The 26,300-nt window shown below is 62.8% G+C and carries 17 protein-coding genes and 1 pseudogene; 10 read left to right on the top strand and 8 right to left on the bottom strand.

The features are described 5' to 3' along the window. The first annotated feature begins 2 nt into the window (after window positions 1–2). The 10 genes and pseudogenes from Pan44_RS19175 (at window position 3) to Pan44_RS19130 (ending at window position 11,562) form a co-directional block, all read left to right on the top strand. Window positions 3–1,040, top strand: coding sequence for a DUF1559 domain-containing protein (locus tag Pan44_RS19175; RefSeq protein ID WP_145032377.1), 1,038 nt, complete (start codon window positions 3–5; stop codon window positions 1,038–1,040). A 159-nt stretch (window positions 1,041–1,199) separates the two neighbouring features. Further along, on the top strand, window positions 1,200–1,637 hold the full coding sequence (locus Pan44_RS19170; RefSeq protein WP_145032374.1) for a transthyretin-like family protein: 438 nt from the start codon (window positions 1,200–1,202) through the stop codon (window positions 1,635–1,637). A 46-nt stretch (window positions 1,638–1,683) separates the two neighbouring features. After that, window positions 1,684–4,302: a DUF5060 domain-containing protein gene (locus Pan44_RS19165; RefSeq protein WP_145032371.1), complete on the top strand. Its 2,619-nt coding sequence runs from the start codon at window positions 1,684–1,686 to the stop codon at window positions 4,300–4,302. A gap of 56 nt (window positions 4,303–4,358) precedes the next feature. Further along, entirely contained in the window at window positions 4,359–5,387 is a 1,029-nt protein-coding gene (locus Pan44_RS19160; protein ID WP_231754101.1) for a Gfo/Idh/MocA family protein, read from the top strand. Then, window positions 5,384–6,043, top strand: coding sequence for an aspartate/glutamate racemase family protein (locus Pan44_RS19155; protein WP_145032365.1), 660 nt, complete (start codon window positions 5,384–5,386; stop codon window positions 6,041–6,043). Before Pan44_RS19160 ends, Pan44_RS19155 begins: the two co-directional genes overlap by 4 nt. After that, window positions 6,040–6,867 carry a sugar phosphate isomerase/epimerase family protein gene (locus tag Pan44_RS19150; protein ID WP_197453475.1) on the top strand — a complete coding sequence of 276 codons (828 nt, stop codon included), beginning with the start codon at window positions 6,040–6,042 and terminating at the stop codon, window positions 6,865–6,867. The genes Pan44_RS19155 and Pan44_RS19150 overlap by 4 nt, the downstream gene beginning before the upstream one ends. Continuing rightward, window positions 6,864–7,916 (top strand): isocitrate/isopropylmalate dehydrogenase family protein, encoded by a 1,053-nt coding sequence (locus Pan44_RS19145; RefSeq protein ID WP_145032357.1) that lies wholly within the window; start codon window positions 6,864–6,866, stop codon window positions 7,914–7,916. The genes Pan44_RS19150 and Pan44_RS19145 overlap by 4 nt, the downstream gene beginning before the upstream one ends. Continuing rightward, complete coding sequence (locus tag Pan44_RS19140) at window positions 7,913–8,770, top strand: DUF6282 family protein (RefSeq protein WP_145032354.1); 858 nt, start codon at window positions 7,913–7,915, stop codon at window positions 8,768–8,770. The genes Pan44_RS19145 and Pan44_RS19140 overlap by 4 nt, the downstream gene beginning before the upstream one ends. A gap of 52 nt (window positions 8,771–8,822) precedes the next feature. Then, window positions 8,823–10,109 carry an MFS transporter gene (locus Pan44_RS19135; protein WP_145032351.1) on the top strand — a complete coding sequence of 429 codons (1,287 nt, stop codon included), beginning with the start codon at window positions 8,823–8,825 and terminating at the stop codon, window positions 10,107–10,109. A gap of 353 nt (window positions 10,110–10,462) precedes the next feature. Then, window positions 10,463–11,562: pseudogene (locus Pan44_RS19130) on the top strand (IS3 family transposase). A 298-nt stretch (window positions 11,563–11,860) separates the two neighbouring features. On the opposite strand, the gene Pan44_RS19125 reads toward Pan44_RS19130, so the two are convergent. The 8 genes from Pan44_RS19125 to Pan44_RS19090 form a co-directional block, all read right to left on the bottom strand. After that, on the bottom strand, window positions 11,861–21,562 hold the full coding sequence (locus Pan44_RS19125; protein WP_197453474.1) for an ELWxxDGT repeat protein: 9,702 nt from the start codon (window positions 21,560–21,562) through the stop codon (window positions 11,861–11,863). Window positions 21,563–22,043: 481 nt separating this feature from the next. After that, window positions 22,044–22,694, bottom strand: a complete 651-nt coding sequence (locus tag Pan44_RS19120) for a HesA/MoeB/ThiF family protein (RefSeq protein ID WP_145032344.1) — start codon at window positions 22,692–22,694, stop codon at window positions 22,044–22,046. Window positions 22,695–22,724: 30 nt separating this feature from the next. Continuing rightward, window positions 22,725–23,237, bottom strand: coding sequence for a Mov34/MPN/PAD-1 family protein (locus Pan44_RS19115; protein WP_231754100.1), 513 nt, complete (start codon window positions 23,235–23,237; stop codon window positions 22,725–22,727). A 37-nt stretch (window positions 23,238–23,274) separates the two neighbouring features. Continuing rightward, window positions 23,275–24,072, bottom strand: a complete 798-nt coding sequence (locus tag Pan44_RS19110) for a hypothetical protein (RefSeq protein ID WP_145032336.1) — start codon at window positions 24,070–24,072, stop codon at window positions 23,275–23,277. Between the two features lie 336 nt (window positions 24,073–24,408). Beyond that, on the bottom strand, window positions 24,409–24,633 hold the full coding sequence (locus Pan44_RS19105) for a MoaD/ThiS family protein (RefSeq protein WP_145032332.1): 225 nt from the start codon (window positions 24,631–24,633) through the stop codon (window positions 24,409–24,411). A gap of 134 nt (window positions 24,634–24,767) precedes the next feature. Continuing rightward, window positions 24,768–25,037, bottom strand: a complete 270-nt coding sequence (locus Pan44_RS19100; RefSeq protein WP_145032329.1) for a hypothetical protein — start codon at window positions 25,035–25,037, stop codon at window positions 24,768–24,770. A gap of 105 nt (window positions 25,038–25,142) precedes the next feature. After that, window positions 25,143–25,871, bottom strand: coding sequence for a DUF4230 domain-containing protein (locus tag Pan44_RS19095; protein WP_197453473.1), 729 nt, complete (start codon window positions 25,869–25,871; stop codon window positions 25,143–25,145). Window positions 25,872–25,885: 14 nt separating this feature from the next. Next, on the bottom strand, window positions 25,886–26,155 hold the full coding sequence (locus tag Pan44_RS19090) for a hypothetical protein (protein WP_145032322.1): 270 nt from the start codon (window positions 26,153–26,155) through the stop codon (window positions 25,886–25,888). Between the last annotated feature and the right edge of the window lie 145 nt (window positions 26,156–26,300).

Below are 26,300 nucleotides of genomic sequence, written 5' to 3'. Positions count from 1 at the left end.
TCATGCGGTCCACATCGCCTCGCTCGGACCTGCAGCTTCGAGGATTCACGTTGATCGAACTGCTGGTGGTGATTGCGATCATCGCCATTCTCATTGCGCTGTTGCTGCCGGCCGTGCAGCAGGCGCGGGAGGCGGCACGACGAACTCAGTGCAAAAACAACCTCAAGCAGATCGGGCTGGCTCTTCACAACTATCACGACGTCTTCCTGACATTTCCCCCCGGGTTCATTCGCGACTATCCCCCCGGCAGCAACAACTCCGCGGATACGAATGCACCGGAAGGTTGGGGCTGGGGGGCGATGATCCTGCCCCAGTTGGAACAATCCCCGCTCTACAACCAGCTCGATATCGGGCGTCGGGCGCTGTATTCGGTGATCGGTGCAGGACGCCCGACGGTCAACCCGGTCGAATCCGCCCCCTCGTTCTTTCTCTGTCCGTCGGATCCGGGAGGCAACATGGGAGCGACGCGGGCTCACCAGAGCTGGATCTGGACCAGCGGTCGCGGAGTTCAGGCGGCCGGTCTGTCACCGTTTCGTCCCGGGGCGTCGAATTACATCGCCAGTCGCGGCGCCAATGACCTGGACCGCGACCGGTTCGAGCGTCCCGGTCGAGGCACCGCGGGAATGTTTTACGGGAACAGCAGCGTTCGGATCTCGCATGTGACCGATGGCACGAGCAACACGGTCGCGGTCGGCGAACGCGACGGGCAATCGTGTTTTGGCGGCATCTGGGCCGGAGTGTGTCATCCCGACCGCAGCACGCCGGCGGACGGCGGGATCTTCAGCGCGCTGGGCGCCGGTGACAAAAACTGCAAGTTGAACAGCGCGGCGGCGGTGGGTGGCCAGCATGGGTGCAGCCGCGGTTTCGCGAGCCTGCACACCGGCGGGGCCCATTTCGCGATGGCGGACGGGGCGGTGCGCTTCATCAGCGACACCATCCAGTTCGTCAATCCGGAGACCGTGTTTCCGAATACTCCGGAAAGCGGCGTCTATCAGAGACTCCTGGCGATGGGCGACGGCCAGCCGGTTGGCGAGTTCTGACCGGCCGGCACCCGCGAGCGGATCACGGACGTCTTCGTTGCTCCGGCCGAATCCAAAGCTCTTGGACCAGAAGCTGAACCGGGCCGACCGAACAGCGCCGCTCGATGTGGACTTGGAATCGGCGCCTGGACAGAGTTCATTCAGCGACATGGAGATTTCATGAATCGCAACCTGACTGGCGTTCGATCCAGGTTCTCCCGGACTCTTCGTGTTCTGCTGTTTCCGCTCGTCGTCGCCGGCTGCTCAAACACTGGTGAAGGGCTCGGGGCGGTTGAGGGCGTGATCCAGCTCGACGGCAAGCCGCTCTCCGGAGCGTCGGTCATCTTCGAGCCGCTCAACGGCTCCCCGTCCATTGGTTACGCGGACGAGGACGGACAGTACGAGCTGCGGTTCTCGAGGCACGCGATGGGCGCCACGGTCGGAGACCACAAGGTTCGGGTGTCGACCGCGGAGGATCAGGAGGGACGCCGCTCCAAGGAACGCGTTCCGGCCCGATACAACGTCAAGACCGAGCTGACTGCGAGTGTGAAATCCGGCCACAACTCGATCGACTTTGATCTGAATTCGGGCGGCCCCGTGGTTCAGCCACGCAACTGACGACGCAGTGACTTTCCGTTCGACATTTTGTGGAGTGTCCCTTCCCATGGAGAAGCTCGTGATCGCCAGACCGCGCATCATCCTGGCTGCCGTGCTGCTCGTGGCACAATCAACGGCGGCCGTTGCCGCCGAAAGCGTCGCCCGGGGCGGCCTGCCGGATCTCACGGTGGATTCCCGAGGCGGCGTGCACCTCGTCTACGTGCGGGACGGAATGCTCTTTCACCGCGAACGAGCGGTCCCCACCGGGAAGTGGTCCGAAGAACAGAACACGGGATTGAAGGCCGGCCTGGCCCATCGAAGCGATCCGGAAGTCGTCACAGATTCCCGGAACAGGCCGCATGTCCTGGTCGGCTCCGGATATGCCTGGCGTGACGGAACGAAATGGATCGCGACCCCGATGGAAATCGTTCGCGATACCGCCATGGCGATCGACTCGAAGGACAATGTCTACGTGATTCGCCGGCGCGGGCATCAGGGAGGTCATATCGGCCTTTTCGTGCGAAGCGCCGGTTCGACCTCGTTCGAACCGTTGCCCGATCCGGACATCGCCGACGGCCTGCCCATTGGCCGGAACGACCACGTTTACGGCCACGTCTTCGTCGGCCGCGATGATTCGCTGTTCGTGGTGTATCGCCATGCCGCCCCCGACCGCTGCTCGTTTCGTGTGTCGACCGACGGGGGACGGACGTGGAAGGGCGGAGGCGTGAACAACGATGACGCAGAAGCTCCGAGCGGGGCCCTCGGCGGCGACCGACGGACGTACGTGGTCACCGGCCTGGGAAATGCGTTCCGTTGGCGGGATGCCGACCTGCGCTGGGAGCCGCTCGGCCGGGCGATCGAGGCGGAAGGCCGGGAACTCCCGATCGTCACCGCCGACGCCAGCGGCAACGTGTTTGTGAGCGGTTTCGGCGGCGACATCAACGTGGGAGTGGGAGGCAAATGGATCGGCCGGAAGGTCCTCCCCAGCGTCTCCGGCAAGTCGATCGGCTTTGTGGACCTCGCCCGCACGAAGGACGGCAAGTTTGTGTATGCCGCCTGGGAAGAGGGTGACGGAGTCGCCATCACCGACGATAGCGCCGGCGCCGTCGGCGAGTTCGATCTCTGTTTCTCGAAGGTCGATCCGGCGCTCGAGTTCCGGGACGACGCGCCCGTCGCCGATGAGGAATCCGGCGGCAAACGACGCGCGGCCCGGGCCGAGGCCGAGGTCGTCAGCGCCCGGGCACCACTCTGGGGGCGGTTCGAAGCGGCCCTCGAGAATCGAACGCCCTGTTCCGATCCGTATCGCGACGTTTCGCTGGAAGTCACGGCCACCCGCCCGGATGGCAAAGAGCTGAAGCTCGACGGCTTCTACGACGGGGAATTCACCTGGAGGTTCCGAGTCTTGATGGATCAGGTTGGCGAATGGCGGTACTCGGCGGCGTTTTCCGATGGGTCGCGCAGCGCTGCAGGAACGTTCCAGTGCATCCCCTCGGACTCACCCGGACCTGTTGATCGCGACGAAACGAACCCGATCTGGTTCGGGTACCGTGGCAACGGACATGGCCTTGTCCGCGGGTTCCATGTGGGCGACCGTTTCTTTGCGGAGAACTGGCCGGACCGCGAGAGACGCGCCTTCCTCGATTGGGCGCAGGGGCAGGGCTACAACCTGCTCTCCATCGCCAGCCATTTCGTGAACCGCCAGGAGCCGAAGCGCGGCGCGGGCTGGCGGACTCCCGACCTGTGGCCTCTCAACGCGGCCGAATACCGCAGGACGGAGGCGATTCTCGACGACCTTGCGCGCCGGCGGATGATCGTCTTTCCGTTCGCCGGGTTTTTCGGACAGAACTCCGACTACCCGCGCGACCCCCGCGATCAACAGCTCTACATCCGCTACACAATCGCCCGCTTCGGCACGTATCCGAACCTGATGTGGAACGTCGCCGGGCCGGAACCCGCGGCGGGCAACTGGATGTCGGAGACGGATGTTCGCCGGTTGGGCGAACTGATCGATCGACTCGATCCCTACGACCGCCTCTTGTCGGTGCACAACAAGACGGGCCGCGATACGTATCGTGACGCCGACTGGACGACCTACGGCATCGTGCAGGGTCCGAAGACAATCGATCGGGAGTTGCTGAGTCGGGATCTCCTGGGCTGGCGGCACCCACAGAAGCCGCTGCTCGCACAGGAGACATTGTGGTCGGGGAACATCAACCACATCGGCCGCATCGGGCGTGACTACACGAACGACGATCTGCGGAAGAACGCGTGGGTCATCAACATGTCCGCGGCGGCGCTGGTGTTTGCCGACAATGGCGGAGGAAAATCATCGGACGGGTTTTCCGGAACGCTGGACCTGTCCAGCCGTGACCAGCCCCGACATGACGCAATCCGTGCCCCGTGGGACTACCTCGAGTCGATCCCTTTCCACCGACTCTCGCCCAGGCAGGACCTGGTCGACCGCGGATACTGCCTCGCTGAACCGGGTCGGTGTTATCTGGTCTATATCGACTCACCGGGGTCGGTCCACGTGAAACTCGAAGGCGGTCCCTACGAAGCGGTGTGGGTCGATGGCAGCAATCCGAAAGAACGACGCCGGGCCGGCCCGGCGTCGGACGGCGTCAACCTGGCATCACCCACCGACGGCGACGATTGGCTGCTGGAACTGACCCGAGTGGCCCCTTGAATTCGACGACCGGCGATCGGGCGCTTCGCGAGAATCTCGTGACTGATGACACGTCCATGACTGAGCGGCCCGTGCAACGCGAACTCGTCGGCATTGCCATCGGGGCCGGACATTTCGGTCCCATCCAGCTCGATTCGTGGCGCCGTGTTCGCGGCGCCCGCATCGAAGCCGTTTGTGATCGCAACCTGACGGCCGCCCGAAGCGCCGCGGAACGGTTCACCGTGCCGCGATTCGGCGCTGCTGTCGAAGAACTGGTCGATCAGGTCCGTCCCGATTTCATCGATGTCGTCACGCGTCCGGAATCGCATCGCGAACTGATCGAATTCGCGATTGATCGAAAGCTCCACGTTCTCTGCCAGAAGCCGCTGGCCCCTTCGCTGGAGGAAGCACAGACGCTGGTTCGTCGGTGCAACGATGCTGGAGTGCGATTGATGGTCACTGAAATCTGGCGCTGGCAGCCCTGGTATCGGAAGGTCCGCCAGATGATCACTGCGGGCGAAATCGGCCAGCCCTTCCATGCCCGGTTCGTCAGCCGCAGGTCCGACGGCCGGGGGCACGCCCCCTTCCAGCGGCAGCCGTATTTTCGCGACATGCCGAGGCTGCTCATTTACGAGTCGGTCATTCACCTCATCGACGTCGTCCGGTTCCTCTGCGGACGAATTACCTCGGTCCAATGTCTTCATCGGCAGTTGAACCCGAAAATCGCCGGCGAAGACTTCTGCCTGCTGACGCTGACCACAGCCGCCAACGTCACCGTGACCATCGACGCGCACCGCCACGGTCCAGCCCAGCAGAGTCAAACGTCGGAACACCTGGTCGTCGAAGGCGAGGCCGGGAGCCTGGAACTTCGAACCGACGGCGCCATCCTCCTGCGATCCATCGACGGCGATGTCCGGGAACTGCGGACCGAGTGGCCCGCGGAAGGCTACCTGGGCGATAGCTGCCGGGCCTGCCTCCAGCATTTTGCCGATGGCCTGCACACCGGCGAGCCGTTTGAAACCGCAGGCAATGACAATCTCGAAACGCTGGCCGTCGTCTTCGCCGCCTATGAATCCGCGGCATCGGGAAGTCGGGTGACTTTATGACCGCAGGCAGGAATTCGGAGGCGCCGCTCGTCGCCTGTGTGCATGCGACGCCCCGGGCCATCGACCCCACCGAGATGCTTTTGAAAACCGTCGGCCCGGTCGCGGTCCATCATCTGATCGACGAGCAGCTTCTTGCGGCCGGTGACGACGCGGCAGGTCCATCCATCTTTCGCCGTGCCCTCCAGGAAGCGACGTCGCTGCGGCCGGCCGTGGTGCTGACGACCTGCTCGATGTACACGCGCTTCCTCGATGCCCTGCGGCAGCACACCAAGCCCCCGCTGCTGGGGATCGACGAGCCGATGATCGATCACGCCGCGCGGACCGGAGGTCGGCTCGGCTTCGTCGGTTCCATCGAGACGGCCGTCCAGCTCACGGCCGAGGAAGTCCTCCGCCGCGCCCGGGCGATCAACGTCGACGCCGACGTGGCGGAGACGCTGCTGGTCCCCCGCGACTCCTGCGACACCGACGCCGGACGCAGGACGCTAGCCGCGCAGATTCAAGAGTTGCGATCCCGGGTCGATCATGTGGTTGTCGTTCAGCTTTCGCTCAGTCCGGCTGTCGATCTGCTGACGAACGAGGAATGCCGCAGCGTGTTCACCGCCGTTCCCTTCGCGGCCACTCGGATCCGTTCGATTCTCGGGGCGGCCGCCACATGAAAATCGCCTACACCCTCACGCCTCCCGGCCCCGCCGCTCACAAGGTTCTTGCCTGGGCGGCCCCGTTGAACGAAGGGCTGCCACGCCTGGCGGACATGGGCTATGACGGCGTCGAGTTGATGCCGGAACTCTTGACGCCGGCCGACGCAGACAACGTCCGCCGCCTCGCCGAACTGTCCCGGATTTCCATTGCGGCGATCGGCACCGGCCTGGTCGCGATGAGCCACGGGCTGTCGCTGTCCGCCGAGGACGAAACGGCCCGTCGCGCGGCGGTGAAATCGGCCGAGGCCTGCCTGGAGTTCTGCCGCATCGTCGGAGCGTCGATGCTCACGATCGGCGCATTCCGTGGCCGGTGCGAGCCGTCGCAGGTCGACACGGCCAAAGGCCGATTCGCGGACTCCTTGAGCAGGCTGGCCGACGGCGCGAGGCGGCGCGGCGTCACAATCTGTATCGAACCACAGAACCGCTTTCAAAGCAGTTTCTTCCGGACCGTCGCCGAGACGATGCCGCTACTGGACGCGATCGGCGGTGACGCGGTCGGGCTGTCTCTCGACACCTTCCACATGAATATCGAAGAAGCCGGAATCGACGACGCCTGCCGGGCCGGGAAGGGCCGCGTTCGTTACGTCCAGCTTGCAGACAATCATCGAGGCGTCCCCGGCCGGGGCATGTTTCCGTTCAATCAGTTTCGTCAGTCGCTGGCCGCAATCGGCTATGACGGCTGGATGTCGTTGGAGCTTGCCCAGGGACCGGTTCCAGAGACGACCGCCAGCATGGCGATGAGCGCATACCGAGAGATGTTTCCAACGCGAGCTTTGACATGAGATCCACCCATCGCGTCACGCTGATTCCTGGTGACGGGATCGGTCCGGAGATCGTCGACGCCACCGTCCGCGTCCTCGAGGCCAGCGGCGCGCAGCTCCGGTTCGAAGAATGCCAGGCCGGTTTCGGCGGGCAATCCCGTTTCGGACATCCGGTTCCGGACGAGACGGTCAACAGCCTGCATCGCAACCGGATCGGAATCAAAGGGCCGCTGTTGGTCGATCGCGGTGGACAGCCCGTCGTCCTCAACGGCGGCGCTCGCTACGCGACGGCGAACGCCGCACTTCGCGGCGTCTGTGCCGCGTTCGCCAATGTGCGCCCGGTCCGCTCGTTCGCCGGAATTCGCGGCCGCTATGCCGACCTCACCATCGACCTGGTCATCGTCCGCGAGGTTTCCGAAGGCATTTACGTCGGCCGGGAAATCGAGATCGAGCCCGACCATTCGGCCGAAGCCACGCTTGTGACGACTCGCGCGGCCAGCGAGCGGATCGCCCGGTTCGCCTTCGAACTCGCCCGGCGCGATTCGAGGAAACGCGTCTGTGCGGTTCACAAGGCGAACGTTCTGGGACGAACGGACGGACTGTTCCTGCGCTCCTTTTACGACGTCGCCAGCGAGTTTCCGGACATCAAGGCCGAAGATCAGATGATCGATGCGGCTGCTGCGCTGATGGTCCTCAATCCTGCGCGTTTCGACGTCATCGTGGCGCCGAACCAGTACGGCGACATCCTTTCCGACCTTGCTGCAGCAATTGCCGGAGGCCTGGGCGTCGGGCCGGGAGGAAACTTCGGCAACGAGATCAGTCTGTTCGAGGCCTGCCACGGCGCTGCGCCCGATATCGCGGGACGCGGCATCGCAAACCCGCTGGCGCTTGTCCTCTCCGGGGCCATGATGCTCGACAAGCTCGGCGAGGAGGTCGCCGCCCGGCGCGTTCGAAACGGCGTCGAGAAATTCCTTCGTCGAGGCGAGGGACTGACGCCCGATATCGGCGGCAATGGGACGACGCGGCAAGCCGCGGACCGCATCGTCGCGCTGACCCGGGATGAAGAATGACCGCGGAACCGAAATGGGAAGACGTCTCGCTGGAGGGGGCCTTCGACCTGCATGTCCATGCCGGGCCCGATACCCGGCCGCGATGGTATTCCGCTCTCGAGATGGCCGAACGCGCGAGGAACGCCGGCATGTCGGGCTTCGTCCTGAAGAACCACAACTGGGAAACCGCGACGCTGGCCGCCGAAGTCCGCGACCGATTCCCCGACCTGCTGGTCGTCGGAGGCATCGTTCTCAACCGGGCCACCGGTGGCTTTGATCCAAGTCGCGTGATGCAGGCGCTCGCCGCAGGAGGCCGGCTGGTGTGGCTGCCGACCGTCAATGGATGCGGCGAATGTGAACATTTGAGTCGTGCCGGCGCGTTGCCGGTTGTCGATGAGCAGGGCGAAATTGTCGCTCCGCTGCGGCGGATCTTTCACGCCATCGCAAGCGCAGACGCGGTTCTTGCAACGGGCCACATCTCCGCGGCGGAGGTGCCTGTCGTTCTGCGGACGGCCCGACAGGATGGTGTGCGACGATTCGTGCTGAATCATCCCGAGATTCCGTTCCTTCAGTTTCCCATCGAACTGCAGGCGGACGTCCAGGGCATGGGGGCGATCATCGAGCATTGCTATCCGCGTCCCGAATCGACCTCAGGGTTCAATGGCATCGCTGCGGAGACCCGCGCCATTGGAATTCGGTCCGTGGTCCTCGCCACCGACCTCGGACGACCGGACCTTCCAGATCCATTTGAAGGCTTCAAGCGATTCATCGCCGCCATGACCAGCCGCGGCTTCACCGCCGCCGAGATTTCAGCAATGACGCGTGACACGCCGCTCCGACTTGTGAACGAAACGGAGCATCCCCGTCCCGACTGAAACGTCGGGGCATGGTCGCCCCAGGTGACGAACTCCCCAGGCTTCCTCCTCCATGCTCGTCCAGAACAACGTGAACGCCCCGACCAGCACCCAGGTTGCCGTGCAGCCGCAAGCACCGGAGCCGGCACGCATGCCCATCGGATCCTGGCCGTGGAAGGTCGCGGTCTTCCTGATGGCGGCGACCGCGTTGAGTTACATGGACCGACAGGCCCTCAGCGTCGTCGGGCCGATCATCAAGCAGGAGCTGTCGCTCAGCAATACCGATCTCGGCCAACTTCTCGCGGCGTTCTTCTGGACCTACGGACTAATGCACATCGGGGTCGGCCTGATCCTCGACCGCACCAACATCCGCTTCACCTACCCGCTGTTCGTTGCCCTCTGGTCGATAAGCCAGATCGGAGCCGGCCTGGCCACTGGCTATGCCTCCCTGTACGTCGCGCGGCTGTTTCTCGGAACGTTTGAAGCCGCGGGCCAGACAGGCGCAGCCCGCATCATTGCCCGCGTGATGCCGCCGGAGCATCGCGCCTTCGCCAACGGGTTGATGATGAGCGGCGGCAGCCTCGGCGCGATGCTCGCGCCTTTGCTAATGATCACTCTGGCGGACTCGTTCGGCTGGCGAATCGGGTTTGCCGTGTTCGGCGGCCTGGGACTCGTGTGGGCGACGCTGTGGCTCGCCTGGTTCCGACCGAATGTTCACGTCACGTCCGTTTCCGCCAATCCGGAACCGTGGAGCGACATCCTTCGCGACCGGCGGTTCTGGGGCTGTGTCGGCGGGGCGATCTGCACCATTCCCCTACTGCATATTCTCGGAAGCTGGATTCCCACGTACCTCAGAGACGGCTGGAACATCCCCACCGCCGATCAGCGGTTGCCGCTGCTGCTGCTGGCGATCGGGCTGGATGTCGGGTTCGTGGGCGGCGGAGCCGCGGTCAGCATTCTCGTCAAACGCGGCCGGTCGGCGCCGAAAGCCCGGCTGCTCGTCATGACCGCTGCCACACTGATGATGGCTGCGGCCGCCGCGGTTCCCAGAGCACCAAATCTGGTCACTGCGCTGGTGCTGCTCGGTCTCGTTCATATCGGGCGCGCGACCTGGGGCGCCATTTTCCTGGCGTTTAACCAGGACGTCGCACCTGGCCGCGTAGCGACAGTCGCCGGAACGATGGGCGCGCTCGGAGCCTGCGGTGGAGCGGGGTTGATCACGCTGATTGGTGCGGTGGCCGACCGAACGGGCGGTTTCTCCTCCGCGTTCTACATCGCCGCAGCACTCGCGGTCCTAGGCCAGGGTTTCATGCTGGTCAGCTTTGGCACCAGTAAGACCGCGCCAAAAGACTCGCGATGACGGACCTGGCCGCTCAGGACGCGCGACGATCAATTTCGAGGACAAACAGCCGCGACGCAATACCGCACATCGAACTTGAGCCGCTCGACGGAAAGCGGAGCAACGAAACAGTGAACCGAACTTCGCTCTTCTGGAATCCGATCAACTCCGTCGGTGAGGCGGCGAAGTGTTTCGGCTTGAAGGCCAACTCCAATGGCGCACGACTCGTTGAGTGACGGACCTGCCATGAACCTGAAGTCTTGAGAGTTTGCGGTCTTCAAGGCGTTTCGTCGATGTGACCTTCACCCCGTTTCCTGATCCACGCGAGGTGTTAGATTTTTCCAAATCTGGCACTCTGGAAGGAGCAGGATTTCATGGGGAAGAAGCACTTCACTGAGGAGCAGATCGCCTACGCCTTGAGGCAGCAGGAAGCGGGTACACCGGTCACTGAGCTGACACGTAAGCTCGGGGTCAGCGAGCAGACGTTCTACCGCTGGAAGAGGAAGTTCGCGGGCCTCGGTGTCGCAGAGCTTCGTCGGCTCCGGCAACTTGAAGAGGAGAACAAGAAGCTGAAGCAGTTGGTGGCCGACCTCAGTCTGGACAAGCGGATGCTCCAGGATGTGCTGTCAAAAAACGTCTGAAGCCCGTTCGTCAACGTGTTCTGGTGCAACGGCTGCGGGCCAGTTACGTGGTCAGCGAGCGTCGAGCGTGTTCCGTACCGCGAGTCGCTCGAACGACCGCTCGCTACCAGAGCAGACGAGACCAATGGGCGGCCTTGAGGATTCGACTTCGAGATCTGGCAGGGAGCCGGATCCGATATGGATATCGTCGGGTGTGTGTCCTGCTTCGGCGAGAAGGCTGGCTGGTGAATCACAAGCTGGTGTACCGCCTGTATGTCGAGGAAGGCGTGATCCTCCGTCGCAAAGGTCCTCGGCGCCGGAAGAGCTGCGCAGTTCGGATGGAGCGTCCGGCGGCCCGGAGAGCCAATGACAGCTGGAGCATGGACTTCATGTCCGATCAGCTGCTGGCGGGGCGTCGATTCCGGGTCCTGACGTGAGTGGATCACTTCAGTCGTGAGAGCCTGGCTCTGCGGGCTCGAGAACGGTTCCGCGGAGAGGACGTCGTCAAAGTCCTGGAGGAGGTCTCGGCGACACGTGGACTGCCCAAGACGATCCGAGTCGACAATGGCCCCGAGTTCATCTCGAAGTCACTGGACTGGTGGGCCTACTTCAACAAGGTGAAGCTGGACTTCAGTCGACCCGGCAAACCAACGGACAATGCGTTCATCGAGTCGTTCAACGGCACGTTCCGGATCGAGTGCCTGAACCAGCACTGGTTCCTGTCGCTGCCCGAAGCCCAGGTCGAGATCGATTCGTGGCGAGAAGACGACAACGGCTGCCGTCCCCACAGTGCTCTGGCGGGCCGGACGCCGAACGAGTTCGCGGCATGCTCAGCAGGGCCTAGGCCCGGCTGAGCATGCCGCCCGTCTCTCACATCCCAAGTGGATCCGAGTTGGGGGCAAGGTCAACTTGTTGCATGCAATGGTCTTTTGCTGCCTCAGGCGGGGGAGCAAACGCGATTCAGAACCTGCTTGCTGGGAATACGAGCAGGTTCTGAATTGGGATAAAGCGGATCGCTGACTGGCCTTTCCGGAGCTGAACTCCTTTTCAATCGCGAATGGCTCGCCGTGGGACGCTGCCTGAAACGAGCATGTTGTTCAAAATTCGGCCCGTTTCGAGATTCATGGCAAGGGCTGCTCAAGCCGCATTGCTTTAGACGATTGTCGTCGCAGGGAACGTTGTGCCTGGCGTGACCTGAATGGTGAACACCTGGGTCAGGACCACACCCCCGGCGCCGCGAAGCTGGACGCGGATCGAGTAGCTCGACTTCGTCGCGCGGTTGAACTTCGCCCGCGTCGTCAGCTGGTTCCCCGTGATCTGGAACTTCGAGTTGTCGGTCGCGCCAGACCCCGCGACGAGGCTGAACACCGGAGATGTGACGTTCACGTCAGCCGTTCCCAACGTTCCCACCACCGATCCAATCGGCAGGTTTTCGGCGACACTGTTGTTCGAGAGCGTCACTCGCGGGACATCGAACACATCGGTCACGTTGATGGTGAACGAACGGGACGATTGCGAACCATCGCTGCTGGTTGCCAGCACAGTGATCTGATGCGACGAGGCAGTCTCGAAGTCCAGGACTGCTCCGGCGGCCACAGTGACGACGCCCGAACTGGGATGGATGATGAACCGCCCACCGGCGCTGTCTGTCAGCGAGTAATACACGCTGTTGTTCGTGGCATCGCCGTCGACGGCCCGGGCCGTGAGACCGACCGGAGTTCCGGCCGGAGAGTTCTCGGCAACACTGTCGGCCGACGCATTCACATCGTTGACCGGGCCCACATCCAGATCATCCACGTCGCTCAGGTAAATGCTGAACGGCCTGTCGGTGTAGGACCCGTCCTGGCTTGTCGCCCGGATCATGATTCCCCAGCCGACGGCGGCTTCGCGGTCCAGCAGCGAGCCGTTGGCGACGGTGACCACTCCGGTGACCGGGTGGATCGCGAATCGGCCACCGGCGTTGTCGATCAGCGAGTAGGTGATCGCGCTGTTGGTTGCATCGTTGTCGACCGCCAAGGCCGTGACGCCGACCAATGTGCCGTTGGCAGCGTTCTCAGGCACCGTGTTCAGCGCCGGGTTGACATCGAACACCAGGCCGACGTTGGATTCGTCGACATCCCGGATCTGGACGATGAATTCCTTGACGTTGATCGATCCGTCCTGGCTGGTGGCGAGGACGGTGATTGCCCACGCGCCGGCGACTTCGCGATCGATGAGATTGCCGTTCGCCGTGACGACGCCCGTGGTGGGATGAATGGCGAACCGGCCACCGCGGTCGTTGATCAGAGAGTATGTGATGGCGTTGTTGGTGGCGTCGAGGTCGGTGGCAGAGGCGGTAATGCCGACCAGGGTTCCCGGCGGGCAGTTTTCGGGGATGGAGTTCTCCGCCGGATTGACGTCCGAAATCGCGCCGACCTTGAATTCGCTGACGTCCGAGATCTGGACGACGAACTCCTTGACGCTCTTCGACCCGTCCTGGCTGGTCGCGATCACCGTGACGAACCAGGAGGCAAACGCTTCGCGATTCAGGAGCGCCCCGTTCTCCACAGTCATGACGCCTGTCGCCGGATCGATTGCAAACCGTCCGCTATGCGTATTCCACAACGAATAGGTGATCCCGTTGTTGGTGGAATCGGCATCAGTGGCCGACGCGGTGATGCCCACCAGTGTGCCGGCGGCAGCGTTTTCGGGAACGATGTTGACCGCGGCGTTGGTGTCAGTGATCGCCCCGACATCAAACTCGTCGACATCGATGATGGCGATGGTGTACGTCTTCGTTGTCGTCGAGGTGTCCGCGCTGGTGGCCCGGACCGTGATATTGTAGGAGCCGACCTGGGGGCTTTCCCGGTTGATCAGGGCCGCCGTCGTGACGACGCCCGTGACAGGATGGATCTGGAACAGGCCACCGGCACTGTCGACAAGCGAATAAGTCACGGTGCTGTTGGTCGCATCGCCGTCGACGGAGCGCGCCGTGATGCCGACGGTCGTTCCAATCAGAGCGTTCTCGTTGACGGCATCCGCGGCCAGGTTGTCGTCGACGATCGGCGTGACATCGAATTCATCGACATCGTTGACGGCAATCGTGTAGGTCTGAATCTCTGTGGACCCATCCTGGCTGGTGGCCCGGATCGTGATGTCGTAAGAGCCGATCAGCGGACTCTCACGATTGATCAGGGCCGCTGTGGACACGACACCGGTCACCGGGTCGATCTGGAACAGCCCGCCGGCGCTGTTGTCGAGCGAGTAGGTGATGACGTTGGTCGTCGCATCGCTGTCGACGGAGAATGCTGTGATGCCGACGGTCGTTCCGATCGGAACGTTCTCGTTGATGGCATCCGCCGTCACATTGTTGTCGACAATCGGCGTCGCATCGAACTCGTCGACGTCGTTGATGACGATGGTGAAGCTCTTCGTCGTCGTCGAGGTATCCTGGCTGGTGGCCCGGACGGTGATGTTGTACGAGCCGATCAGCGGGCTTTCCCGGTTGATGAGGGCGGCCGTCGTGACCACGCCGGTCGAGGGATTGACCTGGAACAGGCCGCCGGCGCTGTCGACCAGCGAGTAGGTCACCGTGCTGGTGGTGGCATCGGCGTCGACGGAGTTGGCTGTGATGCCGACGCTCGTGCCGATGGGCGAGTTCTCATCGACGGCATCCGCGGCCGGGTTGGTGTCGACGATGGGAGTGACATCGAATTCATCGACATCGTTGATGGCAATTGTATAGGTCTGAATCTCTGTGGAACCATCGAGACTGGTGGCGCGGATGGTGATGTCGTAGGCGCCGGTCAGCGGGCTTTCCCGGTTGATGAGGGCCGCCGTGGTGACCACGCCGGTCGAAGGATTGATCTGGAAGAGGCCGCCGGCGTTGTCATCGAGCGTGTAAGTGACCGTGCTGGTGGTCGCGTCGGCGTCGATGGAGTGCGCCGTGATGCCAACCAGAGTTCCGACTGGCGAGTTTTCGCTGAGGGAGTTGGCCGCGGCGTTGGTGTCGACGATCGGAGTGACATCGAACTCGTCGACGTCGTTGATGACGATGGTGAAGCTCTTTGTCGTCGTCGAGGTGTCCTGGCTGGTGGCCCGGACGGTGATGCTGTAGGAGCCGATCAGCGGGCTTTCCCGGTTGATGAGGGCCGCCGTAGTGACCACGCCCGTCGAAGGATTGATCTGGAAGAGGCCACCGGCGTCGTCATCGAGCGTGTAAGTCACCGTGCTGGTGGTGGCATCGGCGTCGACGGAGTTCGCCGTGACGCCGACAGCCGTCCCGATGGGGGCGTTCTCGTCAACCGCATCCACGCCCAGGTTGGTGTCGACGATGGGAGTGACGTCGAATTCGTCGACGTCGTTGATGACAATCGTGAAGTCCTTCGTGGTGGTCGAAGAGTCCTGGCTGGTGGCCCGGACGGTGATGTTATAGGAGCCGACCAGCGGGCTTTCCCGGTTGATGAGGGCGGCCGTGGTGATCACGCCCGTCGAGGAGTTGATCTGGAACAGGCCGCCGGCGCTGTTGTCGAGCGTGTAAGTCACCGTGCTGTTCGTCGCATCGCCATCGACAGAGTTCGCCGTGATGCCGACAGCCGTGCCGATCGGAACGTTCTCGTCGACGGCATCCACTGCCGCATTGGTGTCGACAATGGGAGTGAGGTCGGACTCGTCGATGTCGTTGATGACGATCGTGAAGGTCTGCGTGGTGGTCGAGGTGTCCTGGCTGGTGGCCTGGACGGTGATGTTGTACGAGCCGATCGCCGGGCTTTCCCGGTTGATCACCGCCGCCGTGGTGACGACGCCGGTCGAGGGATTGATCTGGAACAGGCCGCCGGCGCTGTCGACCAGCGAGTAGGTCACCGTGCTGGTGGTGGCATCGGCGTCGACGGAGTTGGCTGTGATGCCGACGCTCGTGCCGATGGGCGAGTTCTCATCGACGGCATCCGCAGCCGGATTGGTGTCCACGATGGGCGTGACGTCGAACTCATCCACATCGTTGACAGCAATCGTGAAGGCCTTCGTCTGCGCGGAGCCATCCTGGCTGGTGGCCCTGACGACGATGCCATAGGAACCGCCCGGCACACTTTCGCGATCGAGCACGGCGGTGGTCGTCACGACGCCCGTGGTCGGGTTGATGGCGAACAGTCCGCCGGCGCTATTATCGAGGGAGTAGGTGATGGCGCTGGTGGTTGCATCGGCGTCGACTGAGAAGGCCGTGACGCCGACGGTCGTTCCGGCGGGCAGGTTCTCAGTGACGGCATCGACGGCCGCGTCGTTGTCGACGATCGGGGTGGCGTCGGCCTCATCGACGTCGTTCACCGTGATCACGAAGTCGCGGACGGAGAACGATCCATCGGAACTCGTAGCGCGGACCCTGAGCGTGTGCGTCGGACGGTTCGGGCTTTCGCGATTGAGGGCCAGCGCCGTGCTGACCACACCCGTCACCGGATCGATCTGGAACAGTCCGTCCGGATTCACGTCCAGCGAGTAGGTGATGGTCGACGTGCCGTCCGGATCGATGGCCTTGGCCGTGATGCCGACCGGCGTGTTGGGCGCTACGGTCTCGTTGAAAATCTCGGCCGCCGGGTCGTCATCGCTGATCGGGCCGACCGGATTCTCATTCACGTCTGTCAGGGCAAGAGTGAACGGGATCGTGGCGTCGGGCGAGGCGGCCGTCGCACCAAGCGTCTCGTCGTAAATACTGATGTTGAAGGTGAAGCCGTCCGGATTGGTTTCGTAGTTGAGTTCGACGCCGGCTCTCAGGTAGAGACTCCACACGCCCGTCAGAAGGTCCTGCCTCACCTCGAAGTGAGCCGCGTCTGCGCCGGAAAGGACATACTTGTTCGTTGTCTGGAACGCGTCATCGTCGGCTTTCATCGTGCCGAGAAGGCGTTCAACGGTCGTCAGCGGAGGTGTCGTTGTCAGCTCCGGCAGGGTCGTGACGGGGTTTTCGACAGACAGCCCGTCCGGCTTGTCATTGACGTCGGCGACACTGATCGTCAGTGCGCGTTCGAGGAACTGGCCACGCTGGTCGGTCGTACGGACGCGGACCGTGTAGGAATTCTTGTCTTCGAAATCGAGTGGTCCCCGGGCCTGCAGCGAGTTGCCGACGATCTCGAAGAGAGCGTTGTCGGTATCGCCCGTCCCCTGAACGAAGGTGTACTGGAACGTATCGCCGGCGTCGGGATCGAACGTTTCCAGCGTGCCCGCCACGGCGCCGATCGGCAGGTTCTCCGCCAGCTGCCCTGGGGACAGCGTCAACGCCATCGGCGTGTGGTTGATGTCGAGTTCGTACGCTTCGTTCCGGCCGGCGTCCGAACTGGCCGAGAAGAACAACCGGGTCAGCGTGTTGCTGCTGAGAGTCAGCAGGGTGAACTGATCCGGGTTGCGAAGTCCGCTGGTGTCGTCCGTTCCGAGGACATTCGGCGCGGCTGCCAGGTTGCCGTCGGTTTTCACGCGGACCGTAAGACTGTTCTGCGTGACCTCGTCGACGCCGACGGACCGCCAGAGCGTATTGCCGCTGACTCCGTCATCGGCCGCGAAGTAGATCGTGCCGTCGATGCTCGTCAGGTTCGTCGGGTTGGATGACCGGCGGCCGGGGGCGATGTCCTTGACGATGACAGTGTCTTGTTCGAGGCCGCGCGTCTGATAGAGCTCGCGGCCGTGGTCATCGGTCGTCGCGGCGAACAGCAGAGTCGGCGTGCCGTTGGCCATGGCATCGTTATTGAGCGTGCTGTTGTTGGCGATCGCGAATCCGCTGGGATTCGAACTGCCCGGCCCCTCTTCAATGTCCTTGACGAGGAAGGTGCCGGCGGCCGTTCCGTCGCTGCGCCACAGTTCCGAGCCCTTGATGCCGTCGTTGGCTCCGAAGTAGAGGATGCCGTTGTAACTGATCATGCCGGTGATGTCGGAGCCGGCAGCGCCGGCGCGGATATCACGGACCTGCGACGTTCCAGCCGCCGTGCCGTTCGTCGACCAGAGCTCGAATCCCTGTCCGCCGTTGGCGGAGAAGAAGACGCGATTTCCGGACAGCCTGAAGATTTCCCCATCGCCGTTGCGTTCGTCGACGATGGCGGTGCTGAGCTGAATTGTCCCTGCGGCGGTGCCGTCGGTGACGTAGGCCGTCCGGGCATTGGCCGGGCCGGCGGTGAAGTAGACGCGATTACCGATCGTCTGGAGGTACCTGGGGTTCGAATCACCCGCTCCGCCGTCGATGTTGAGGAGGAGCGTCGGCGCGCCGCCGCTGGACGTCCACAGTTCGGTGCCGTTCACACCGTCGTTGGCGGCGAACAGGATCTGGTTGCCGAGGACGGTGAGGAAGGTCGGGACTGCGTTGGGGTTTCCGGTCGATGCCAGGCGGATGTCGCCAAGGAGGGTCGCCGACGGGAGAGGGTTCGTGCTGGTCGGGTTGACGATTCGATACAGCTCGGTCCCAAACAGGCCATTGGCGTCCGAGGCCCCTGTCGCGCCTGCGAGGTAGAGATTGCCTCCCATGACGACCAGGTCATGTGCCAGATAGCGTCCATTGGCCGCCCAGGAATTGACGAGCGTGTTCGCAATATTCTGGTCGACGAGCGTCCGGCCGTCCGAGAAGGTGACAACCTCCGTCGCGCCGCTGGAACTGCTGGTGCGGAACAGGGCACTGACGTTCGGGCCCGTCGTCGCGAGGTAGTAGACGTTGCCACCGAGGACGACGAAATTGCGGATATCTGCGTTGCCGGTGGTCAATAGGCCGATGTCGCGGACGAGGGTCGCCCCGTTCGGTCCGCCGTTGCGCCAGAGTTCACGGCCATTCACGCCGTCGTTGGCCGCGAAGTAGACCTGGTTGCTCGCGAACGCAAACGAAGCGGGGCTGGAGCTGCCGCCGACGCTCGGATTGATGTTGGACAGGAGCGTTGCCGAGAGCCCCGAGGCCGACCACAGTTCGGCGCCGTTCACACCGTCATTGGCGCTGAAGAACAGGGTGGTGGTTCCACCGGCGATCAGGTTGGAGATCGACGAAGAGGCCGCACCGGGGTTGATGTCGGCGACCAGCGCGGCCGATGTGCCGCTTGCCCGGTAGAGCTCGCGCCCGATGGTCCCGTTGTCGGCCGTGAAGTAGAGGGAGGTCCCGACGGCGGTCAGGTTCTGCGGGTTCGAGCTGGCGGTCAGGTGGATGTTGGAAACGAGCTGGACCGCGTTGCCGTCGAAGTTGCTGGTCCACAGCTCGACACCGTTCGTTCCATCGTCGGCGGTAAAATAGAGGCGGTCGCTGTCTTCAACGGCCGTCAGGTTGGAGATGCCGGTCAGGCTGCCGGGCAGGGACGGGAGTGGAATGGTTCCGGCATCGGTGCCGTTGGTGCGGTAGATCGTGTTGCCGGCGCTGAAGAACAGCTGTCCGTTGAGGCTCACGAGATTGGTGGGATTCAACGGCCCGAAGGGACCGGTCGGGTTGGCGGGGACGGCTTGGGCCGCGGTGGAAACGACGATCCGCGTATTCGCGGCGGTACCGTCGCTGAACCACAACCGCCGCTGGATCGCGGGCAAAGTTCCGGTCGCAGGCGTGGGATCGGTGGCGGCGAAGTACACCCGAGTTCCGACGACCGTCAGGTCCTGGATGTTCGGTGTGCCGCCGATGTTCGTGAGGGCGGTCGCGTTGCCGACCGTGCCGTCGCTGCTCCACAGTTCCAGGTTGCCAGCGCTGCTCTGCGCCACCCAGAACAGGCGGTTCGTGGTCGCGACAAGTTGAGCGCCGCTGCTGCCTGTCGTGCCGGCGAAGACGTCTTGAACCACCGTGGTTCCGGACACTGTTCCGTCCGAGACCCACAGCTCGTTCCCGCGCTGCGAATCGCTCGCAAAGAAATAGAGCTTGCCGCCCATGGCGACGGGATTGGTGATGTTGCTCGCGAAGCTGACGCCGACGTCGTAGGTGGTCCCCTGCCGGCCGGGCTCGGCTCCTGCGGAGCCGGAGCTTGCCGTCTGCGTATACGCGAGATTGAACCGGCCCGTGTTGGGATCGAGATAGGTGAAGTAGACGCGGGCCGTGCTTGCGGTCTGCTGGACTGTGGTCAGATTGAGAGGACTCGACGACAGGGTCTGCGGGACCGTCAGGTCGGCCAGCTGGATCGTGCTCGCCGCCGAGCCGTCGCTCGACCAGATCTCGAAGTTCGGCGTGTAGGCGCCGAATGTGTTGAACTGTGAATTCTGGATTCCGGTCGCGCCGTTGATGCCATTGTCGGCGGCGAAGTACAGCCGGTTATTCGAGACAAACAGCTGGTTGTTGGAGAAGTTGGTCCGAGGTCCGATCGGAGAGAAGGTGGGGGACGTCGCCAGGAAGGCGTCGCCGTTCGATTTGAAGAACTGCTGGCCGTTCGGGAACTCGGGCGTCGTGGGTGTCGCGGGGCCGGTTTGCCAGAACGAGGGGAGCGTATTGATCTGGCGGACCAGGTTGACGGCTTCGTTGGCCTGCATCCGGTACAGTTCGAAGTTCGTTTCTCCGAACTGACTGAAGGTGTTGGTGGCGATGAAATACAGTGCCCCGTTCATCACGGTGAGGCTGCCGGGATAGGCGCTCTTGGTCGAATCGCCTGAGGACGTAAGTTCGGTATTGAGGTCGACGATGCGGTGCGTTCCCAGGAACGTGCCGTCGGTGACCCACAGTTCGTCGCCGGTCAGACCGTCGTTCGCGGCGAAATAGACCTTGCCATTGAAGGCAGTGAGGTTGTGCGGGATCGAGTTCTGCTTGAAGTCGGTGGTGCCGTTCGGGCCAACCTGGGCGATGTCGCGGACAATGACGGTGGGCTGCGCTTCGTTGGGGTCGCTCTTCCACAGTTCCCGGCCGACGTTTCCGTCGTCCGCAGAGAAGAACAGCACGCCGTTCAGGTTGACGAACGATTGCGGGTTCGAGCTCTGAACACCGGACCAGACGTCCTGCACCAAGACGGTGCCGGCTTCGGTTCCATCCGACTTCCACAGCTCGTTGCCGTGTACGCCATCGTTGGCGCTGAAGTAGACGACGTTTCCGACCGGCGTCAGGTTGTCGATTCCCGAGTCCGGCAGGCCGAGGCGGATATCCTTGACCAGAACGGGGATCGCGTCTGTTGCCGGGTTGAACTTCCAGAGTTCACGGCCCGTGGCGGGGCCGCCGGTCGCGACGAAGTAGAGAACGTCGTTGACGTTGGTCAGCTGAGTCGGATTCGAGGACTCTCCATCAGCGTAGATTTCATGGACTTTGTTCGTGCCGGTTTCAGTGCCATCCGACACCCACAACTCGCGGTTCCCGCCCTGACCCGTGATGTCGTCGCTGGCCGTAAAATAGAGTTTGCCCGACACCACAATCAGCTCGGCGCCGTTACTTCCTTCGTTCTGCTGGATTCCGGTCGTCGTGTGCGGGTTCGGAACGCTGCCGACGATGTCTTTGACGAGCGTGGTGGTCCCAGCGACGGGATCGTGCTTCCAGAGTTCCATCCCGCGGCTCTGCAGCTGGCCGCCGATGGTCTCCACACCGTTGGCGAAGAAATAGAGCGCCCCGTTGTATTCCGTCAGGTTCGTCAGCCTGGTTCCGGGCGAGAACCGGACGTCAACGAACGTCGTCCCGCTGACGGCGCCGTTGGTGAAGCCGAGAACGGGCTTGTCTGTGACGGTGGTGTTGTAGGTGAAGAACGTCAGCGAGCCGACGTCTGTGAACTCGGTCGGATTGGACGAGGCATTCTGGAACTGGGTGTTCGAGTTGGCGTCCGTGATCTGCGTTGGCGTGCCCGCGGGCAGGACGCGTGGTTCGAGATGTACGACCTGCCCGGCCATTGCGCCGCGGCTCAGCCCCGCAATTTTCCTGCGGCGGATGCGTTTGAAGCGCGGGCGAAGTCCAAGTGTTCGCTGAATCCAGCTCGCCATCCGAAAGGAAACCATCGCGCGCTCCGACCGTCACAAAGAAAAACGACCCAGAAGTACGACCCAGACCCAGAAGAACGACCCCACAGGACGCTGCTCGCACAGCGCTGCCTCAAGCACAACGACAGAATCAGACCCGCACTCAAGCGATCGACTGGCAAATGGCCACAAGTTCCAGTCGATCTGGGCGTAGACCTACGAGATGCCCACCTTGGCGGTCTACCGAGTCGATTAGAAAGCACGCCAGACTCCGTGGTCAACCCAGTTGTCCACGAAGTTGATCCCATTTTCCGGTGCCGTGAACGCAAGGAACCCGCCGAAGAGGGCAATGACGGCCGAACGGTTTTGTGGGCGATCGCTTGCGACAGCTGATTGCTAAAAAAAACTGGGCTGCGGTATGCAGCCCAGTGGGGCTTGATGAGCGGAGTGCGTGAGAACCGGTCATCTGCTGGCCGGTCGTCAGCGAAGCCAGAGGCTCGACATCTCAATCAAGGACCACGAAATCGCCAGTCAGCAGGTTCAGGCAGGTGTCGTTGTCGGTCGAAATGCCCCGAAGCCAACGGCTGAACTGGTGCACCATCAGCCCTGCAGAAATCGCGGCCGCGTAAATCGTACTGCGCGCTGTACACCTGCCACTCTGGGCGTCGACCTGCGCAAACAGCGTGGACGGATACTGCTCGCGACCGTGAAAATCGGCGACGGTCAGGATGCGAATGGCTTCACCCAGCATCCGGGCGTCGCACCAGAACGTCACTTTGTGCCCCAGCTGACGCCAGATTGCATCTCGGGCCGCGATCGTATCCACACAGCAGAAAATCGCGCTCCCCACAGGATACTTGCCTCGGAAACGGTCTTCGATGGTCGTGACTTCGATCGTGGGATCGATTTCCAGCACGGCCTGACGGGCCGCGACGACCTTCGGACTGTTCACTTCACGATGCCGGTACCCTTGGGTTGTGATATTGGTTTCATCGACTTGATCAAAGTCGATCAGCGTGAGTTTTCGCACGCCGATGGACGCCAGCTGGAGGCTGACCTGGCGGCCAATGGCGCCGACGCCAATGACGGCCACGCATTCCCTGGACAATTTTTCGGCCGGGACCAGGTCAGCCTGCCGCACGAAGCGGTCGTTCATGTGTCGCCCTTTCGTTGTTGAAGTTGCCGCTCACCAAAACGCTGCTTCCCAGAGGTCCGCCTCGTTGGCATCGCGAAAGATCGATCCTTCATTCATTCGGTGAACACAGTCCTCGGATTCGCCCGGGAGGCAGATACCGTGATAGGGATCACGAGTTTGGATTTTCGACTGATAGTCTTGAGACCACAGGAGTTGGTTGCTGGCCGGGAACGGAGATTCGAAAGCGACCTTCGCTGGAATCGGGAGCGCGCCACCTGGACCTGTGTTGAAGCGCAGCCGGGCTGTCGTCTCCCCGCCCCGTGCCAGAATGGCCATCACGGCCCAGTCGCACTTGCCGAACACACGCCGGAAGGTCTTTTCATCCGTCAGGCTCGGCTGAGCCGAGTCCCCGGGATGCGTATGAATCCAGACCCTCGCAAACGTCTCGGGCCTCCGTCCCAGGTCAATCTGCTGATCAAAAAAGTCGGCCACGGCGTCATCGTCGAATTGGACATGGATCGCCGTACACTGCTGCTTGACGATCGCAATGTCCTCAATGAGCAACGGATCGCGCTCTGTGGAGATCCCGAACCCTCCAATCTCAGTAGGGCCCCGATCCCTGAGGAACAGGAGCTTGGCCCAGGCATACGGGCTGAATCTCAGGTTCGGCCTGGATTTCGTCCTCCGCTTCGTTTTCTTCATGGGCTTCGATCTCCTGGCAGGCCCCGCAGCGGCCTGCTTCCAGGCACGAGGCGCAATAGTCGTCGGAACAGTCGGGGCAGCTTGAGAGGCAGCCTCGGCAGAGAATGTCACCACACGTCCGGCACGCATCCTGGCAACCGGAGCACAGGCTGCGGTGGCAGTTGGCGCAGGTTGTCGAGCATTCACTGCAGGCGTCGGACCGGCAGTCCTCGCAGGCCTGCGTGTCGTCGTCGCTGACGACCGAGCCGCAGTCGGGACAAGCGGTCCCTTCCCAGCGGCTCAAGGGGACATACGCGCTGTCCGCGTTGTAGGTCTTGAGAATCTGGTGAATGAGAACGAACAGGTCGTAAAACCGTCCCTGGCGCAGCGCCAGCTGGATCGGAGCTCGTCCGTCTCCCTCACACAAGTCGTCATGACGGACATGCGGATGGGGCGTTCCCGATTCGCCTGCGGCCGGATGGGGATCCAGGGCGATGACCCTGTAGGGCCTTGTACGGCCCAGATTCCGGTACTCCAGCACGATCTCGAATCGGCCCAGGGCGATGTCGTTGAGTTCAATGGGCTCAGTGACGACCGAAAGGCTCTTCGCCCTGAGGTCCCAACGGACTTCTGGGAACTCGTCGACCAGCGCGTCCAGGTCTCCCAGAATGTCCTTCAGCGACGCTCTGGGCTGCGGAGTCTTCCTTTTCCTGGCCATGTCGGCAATCGACTTCAGTTGCAGGATAAGAGATTCACAGGTGCGTCCGAGTTCTTCCTGTGCCCGGGGCAGTGCTGCGTGCCATTCCCTCCGTTCGATCTCGTTCATCCGTCGGACTGCCTGAACGTGGCGGAGCCAATCGAGGTCAGGCGGCCAGACCGTGCAGGAGGCTGAGGCGGACATCTGTCCCTCAAGGGCGACTGCGAGCCGGAGCTGCTGGCGTCGACGGGGCGTAATCACGGGAACTGCATCTCCTCAAGAGGGGGAACTGGAAACGCAAAGCGGCTCCCGGGGACGGGAGCCGCTTTGCCAAGGACCGAGTTCAGCTCGCGACCCCTACGCCGACGCTCCTTCGATCTTGGTCGGCGTGAAAGAGACCCGGTCGCCTTCCTGCAGGATTTGATCGGGACTGACCGGCTGGCGATTCACCCGGATCAGGTAGTTCCGCGGATTGGCGTGCTTCAGACGCGCCTGAAAGAGCTCTTGAACGGACTGGCCGCCAGGAACATCGATATGGTCGGCGAAGCCGCCGCCGTCGTTATTGATAAACAGGATCCGCATGGGAGTGATTGACCTTCTGGGGTTGGAATGATGGACCGGGAGAACTTGATCAGTGGCGACGTCTGGAGCGCCGTTCCCGGGTTCCGCGGAGCTGAATGCCCCGCAGCAGATAACGGCCAGGATGCCGTTTGCGGTTACGCCGCGGCAACGGCGTACTCCTGGTCGAGTTCGTCGTCGAAGTCTTCGTCGTGGCTGGGAAGCGGCCATGTTTTGCCGGGCCAGTCATCGTCCGAGAGCAGTTGCCGCAGATAGGCTGCTTGCCGTCTTTCCCAGTCGAAGACCAGCGGGCCCAGGTCCTCGTCCACATGTTCGTCGCCCAGCACCTGGAATCCCAGTCGTTGGATCGACTCGACCGATTCACCAGTGCGCAGGGCGACCGCCCGGTTCAGATCACGTTCAGACATGGAGAGGACCTTTCAAAAGGGGAGAAACGAAAACAGCCGTGCCCTCCACTTTCGGGAGAGCACGGCTGTTGAGATCGCGAGGCACGCACCTGAGCAGGACACAGCTCAGGTGGGGGGCTTGGGTTTCGGCTGAGTGGACGGGGGCGGGCCAGGTGTGGCCGTCTCCAGCGCCGGGACGGGTAACGCAAGGGGCGATGTCGGCTCGGCGGCCCAGTCAACGGACACCTGCCAGCCCAGACTGGAATAGAGAGTGCGAACGATGGTCGTCGCATTCAATTGCGACTGATCGAAGTGCTCCGGGGCGGACACGGCATGTTCGATCAGCCGCTGCATCTGCCGGTGGGCTTCTTGGGAGACCTCCGGATACGACTCGCCCCAAGGATTCACACGATTCCAAAGTCCTTGCTTGCTGTCGTAGTAAAAAGTCTTCTCATGGTCGACCCGTGCGGTCAGGACTCGAGGACGCGGCAGGATGATCCGGGCTGTATGGCGGACCTCGTCAACATCCACGATCCGGCTGTCTTTCAGTGGAATGGAAATGATGCCGTCTCCGCGGACCAACCAGGAGGCCGTCCAACCGTTGCGGTAGACCATGACGTCAGACACCGTCACTTTCTGGACGGCCAGATCCTGCAGGGCCTGCAACTTTTCAATGGTGGGACCAACAGTTGTGAGGATGAGCTGGGAACGAGTCCACCGCAGACCTGGCCACGGGACGACCGTCGCCAGAATGATCGCGACCGCCACGAGGCCTGTGGCCGCTGCAACCAGACAGATGACGATGGGCGTCGTGACAACACCGCGACGTAAGGAGATGAGAAGTTTGCGAATCACGTCGGCCACCTGTTCTAGGGTTGGGACGACGCCTTGGCGTCGCTGGAACTGGAATAGCCGCTCGTGACACCGGAATAGGTGCCGGAGACCTTCTTAGCGCCCGCCGGAGTGCCCGCTGATGCTTCCGCGCTGCTTGGAAGTGACTCAAGAGCCGGTGCGCTTTCCGACCGGGAACAGCCGCCGGCGGTCATGAGCAGCGCGACGTAAGATGCAACCAGAATCGACCGGGCCGCCTTGAGCGGGCTCCGGATGAGCTGGTCATTCTTGGAAAGATTTCTACGCATCACAGCCCTTATTCAAAAACAAAAGGAGCGTCGAACCATGACTGCTCCTGCAACCCCCGCCAGGGGGCCAACGAAACAGGCCAAGGCCGACGCCCCCTTGCGGGGGCGCGGTCCAAGGTCTGCCTTCGTTGTGCAAGAAGCCCCG

The sequence above is a fragment of the Caulifigura coniformis genome (assembly GCF_007745175.1).
GTDB classification, from domain to species: Bacteria; Planctomycetota; Planctomycetia; order Planctomycetales; family Planctomycetaceae; genus Caulifigura; species Caulifigura coniformis.
This window is presented reverse-complemented; position numbering and strand designations above follow the sequence as displayed.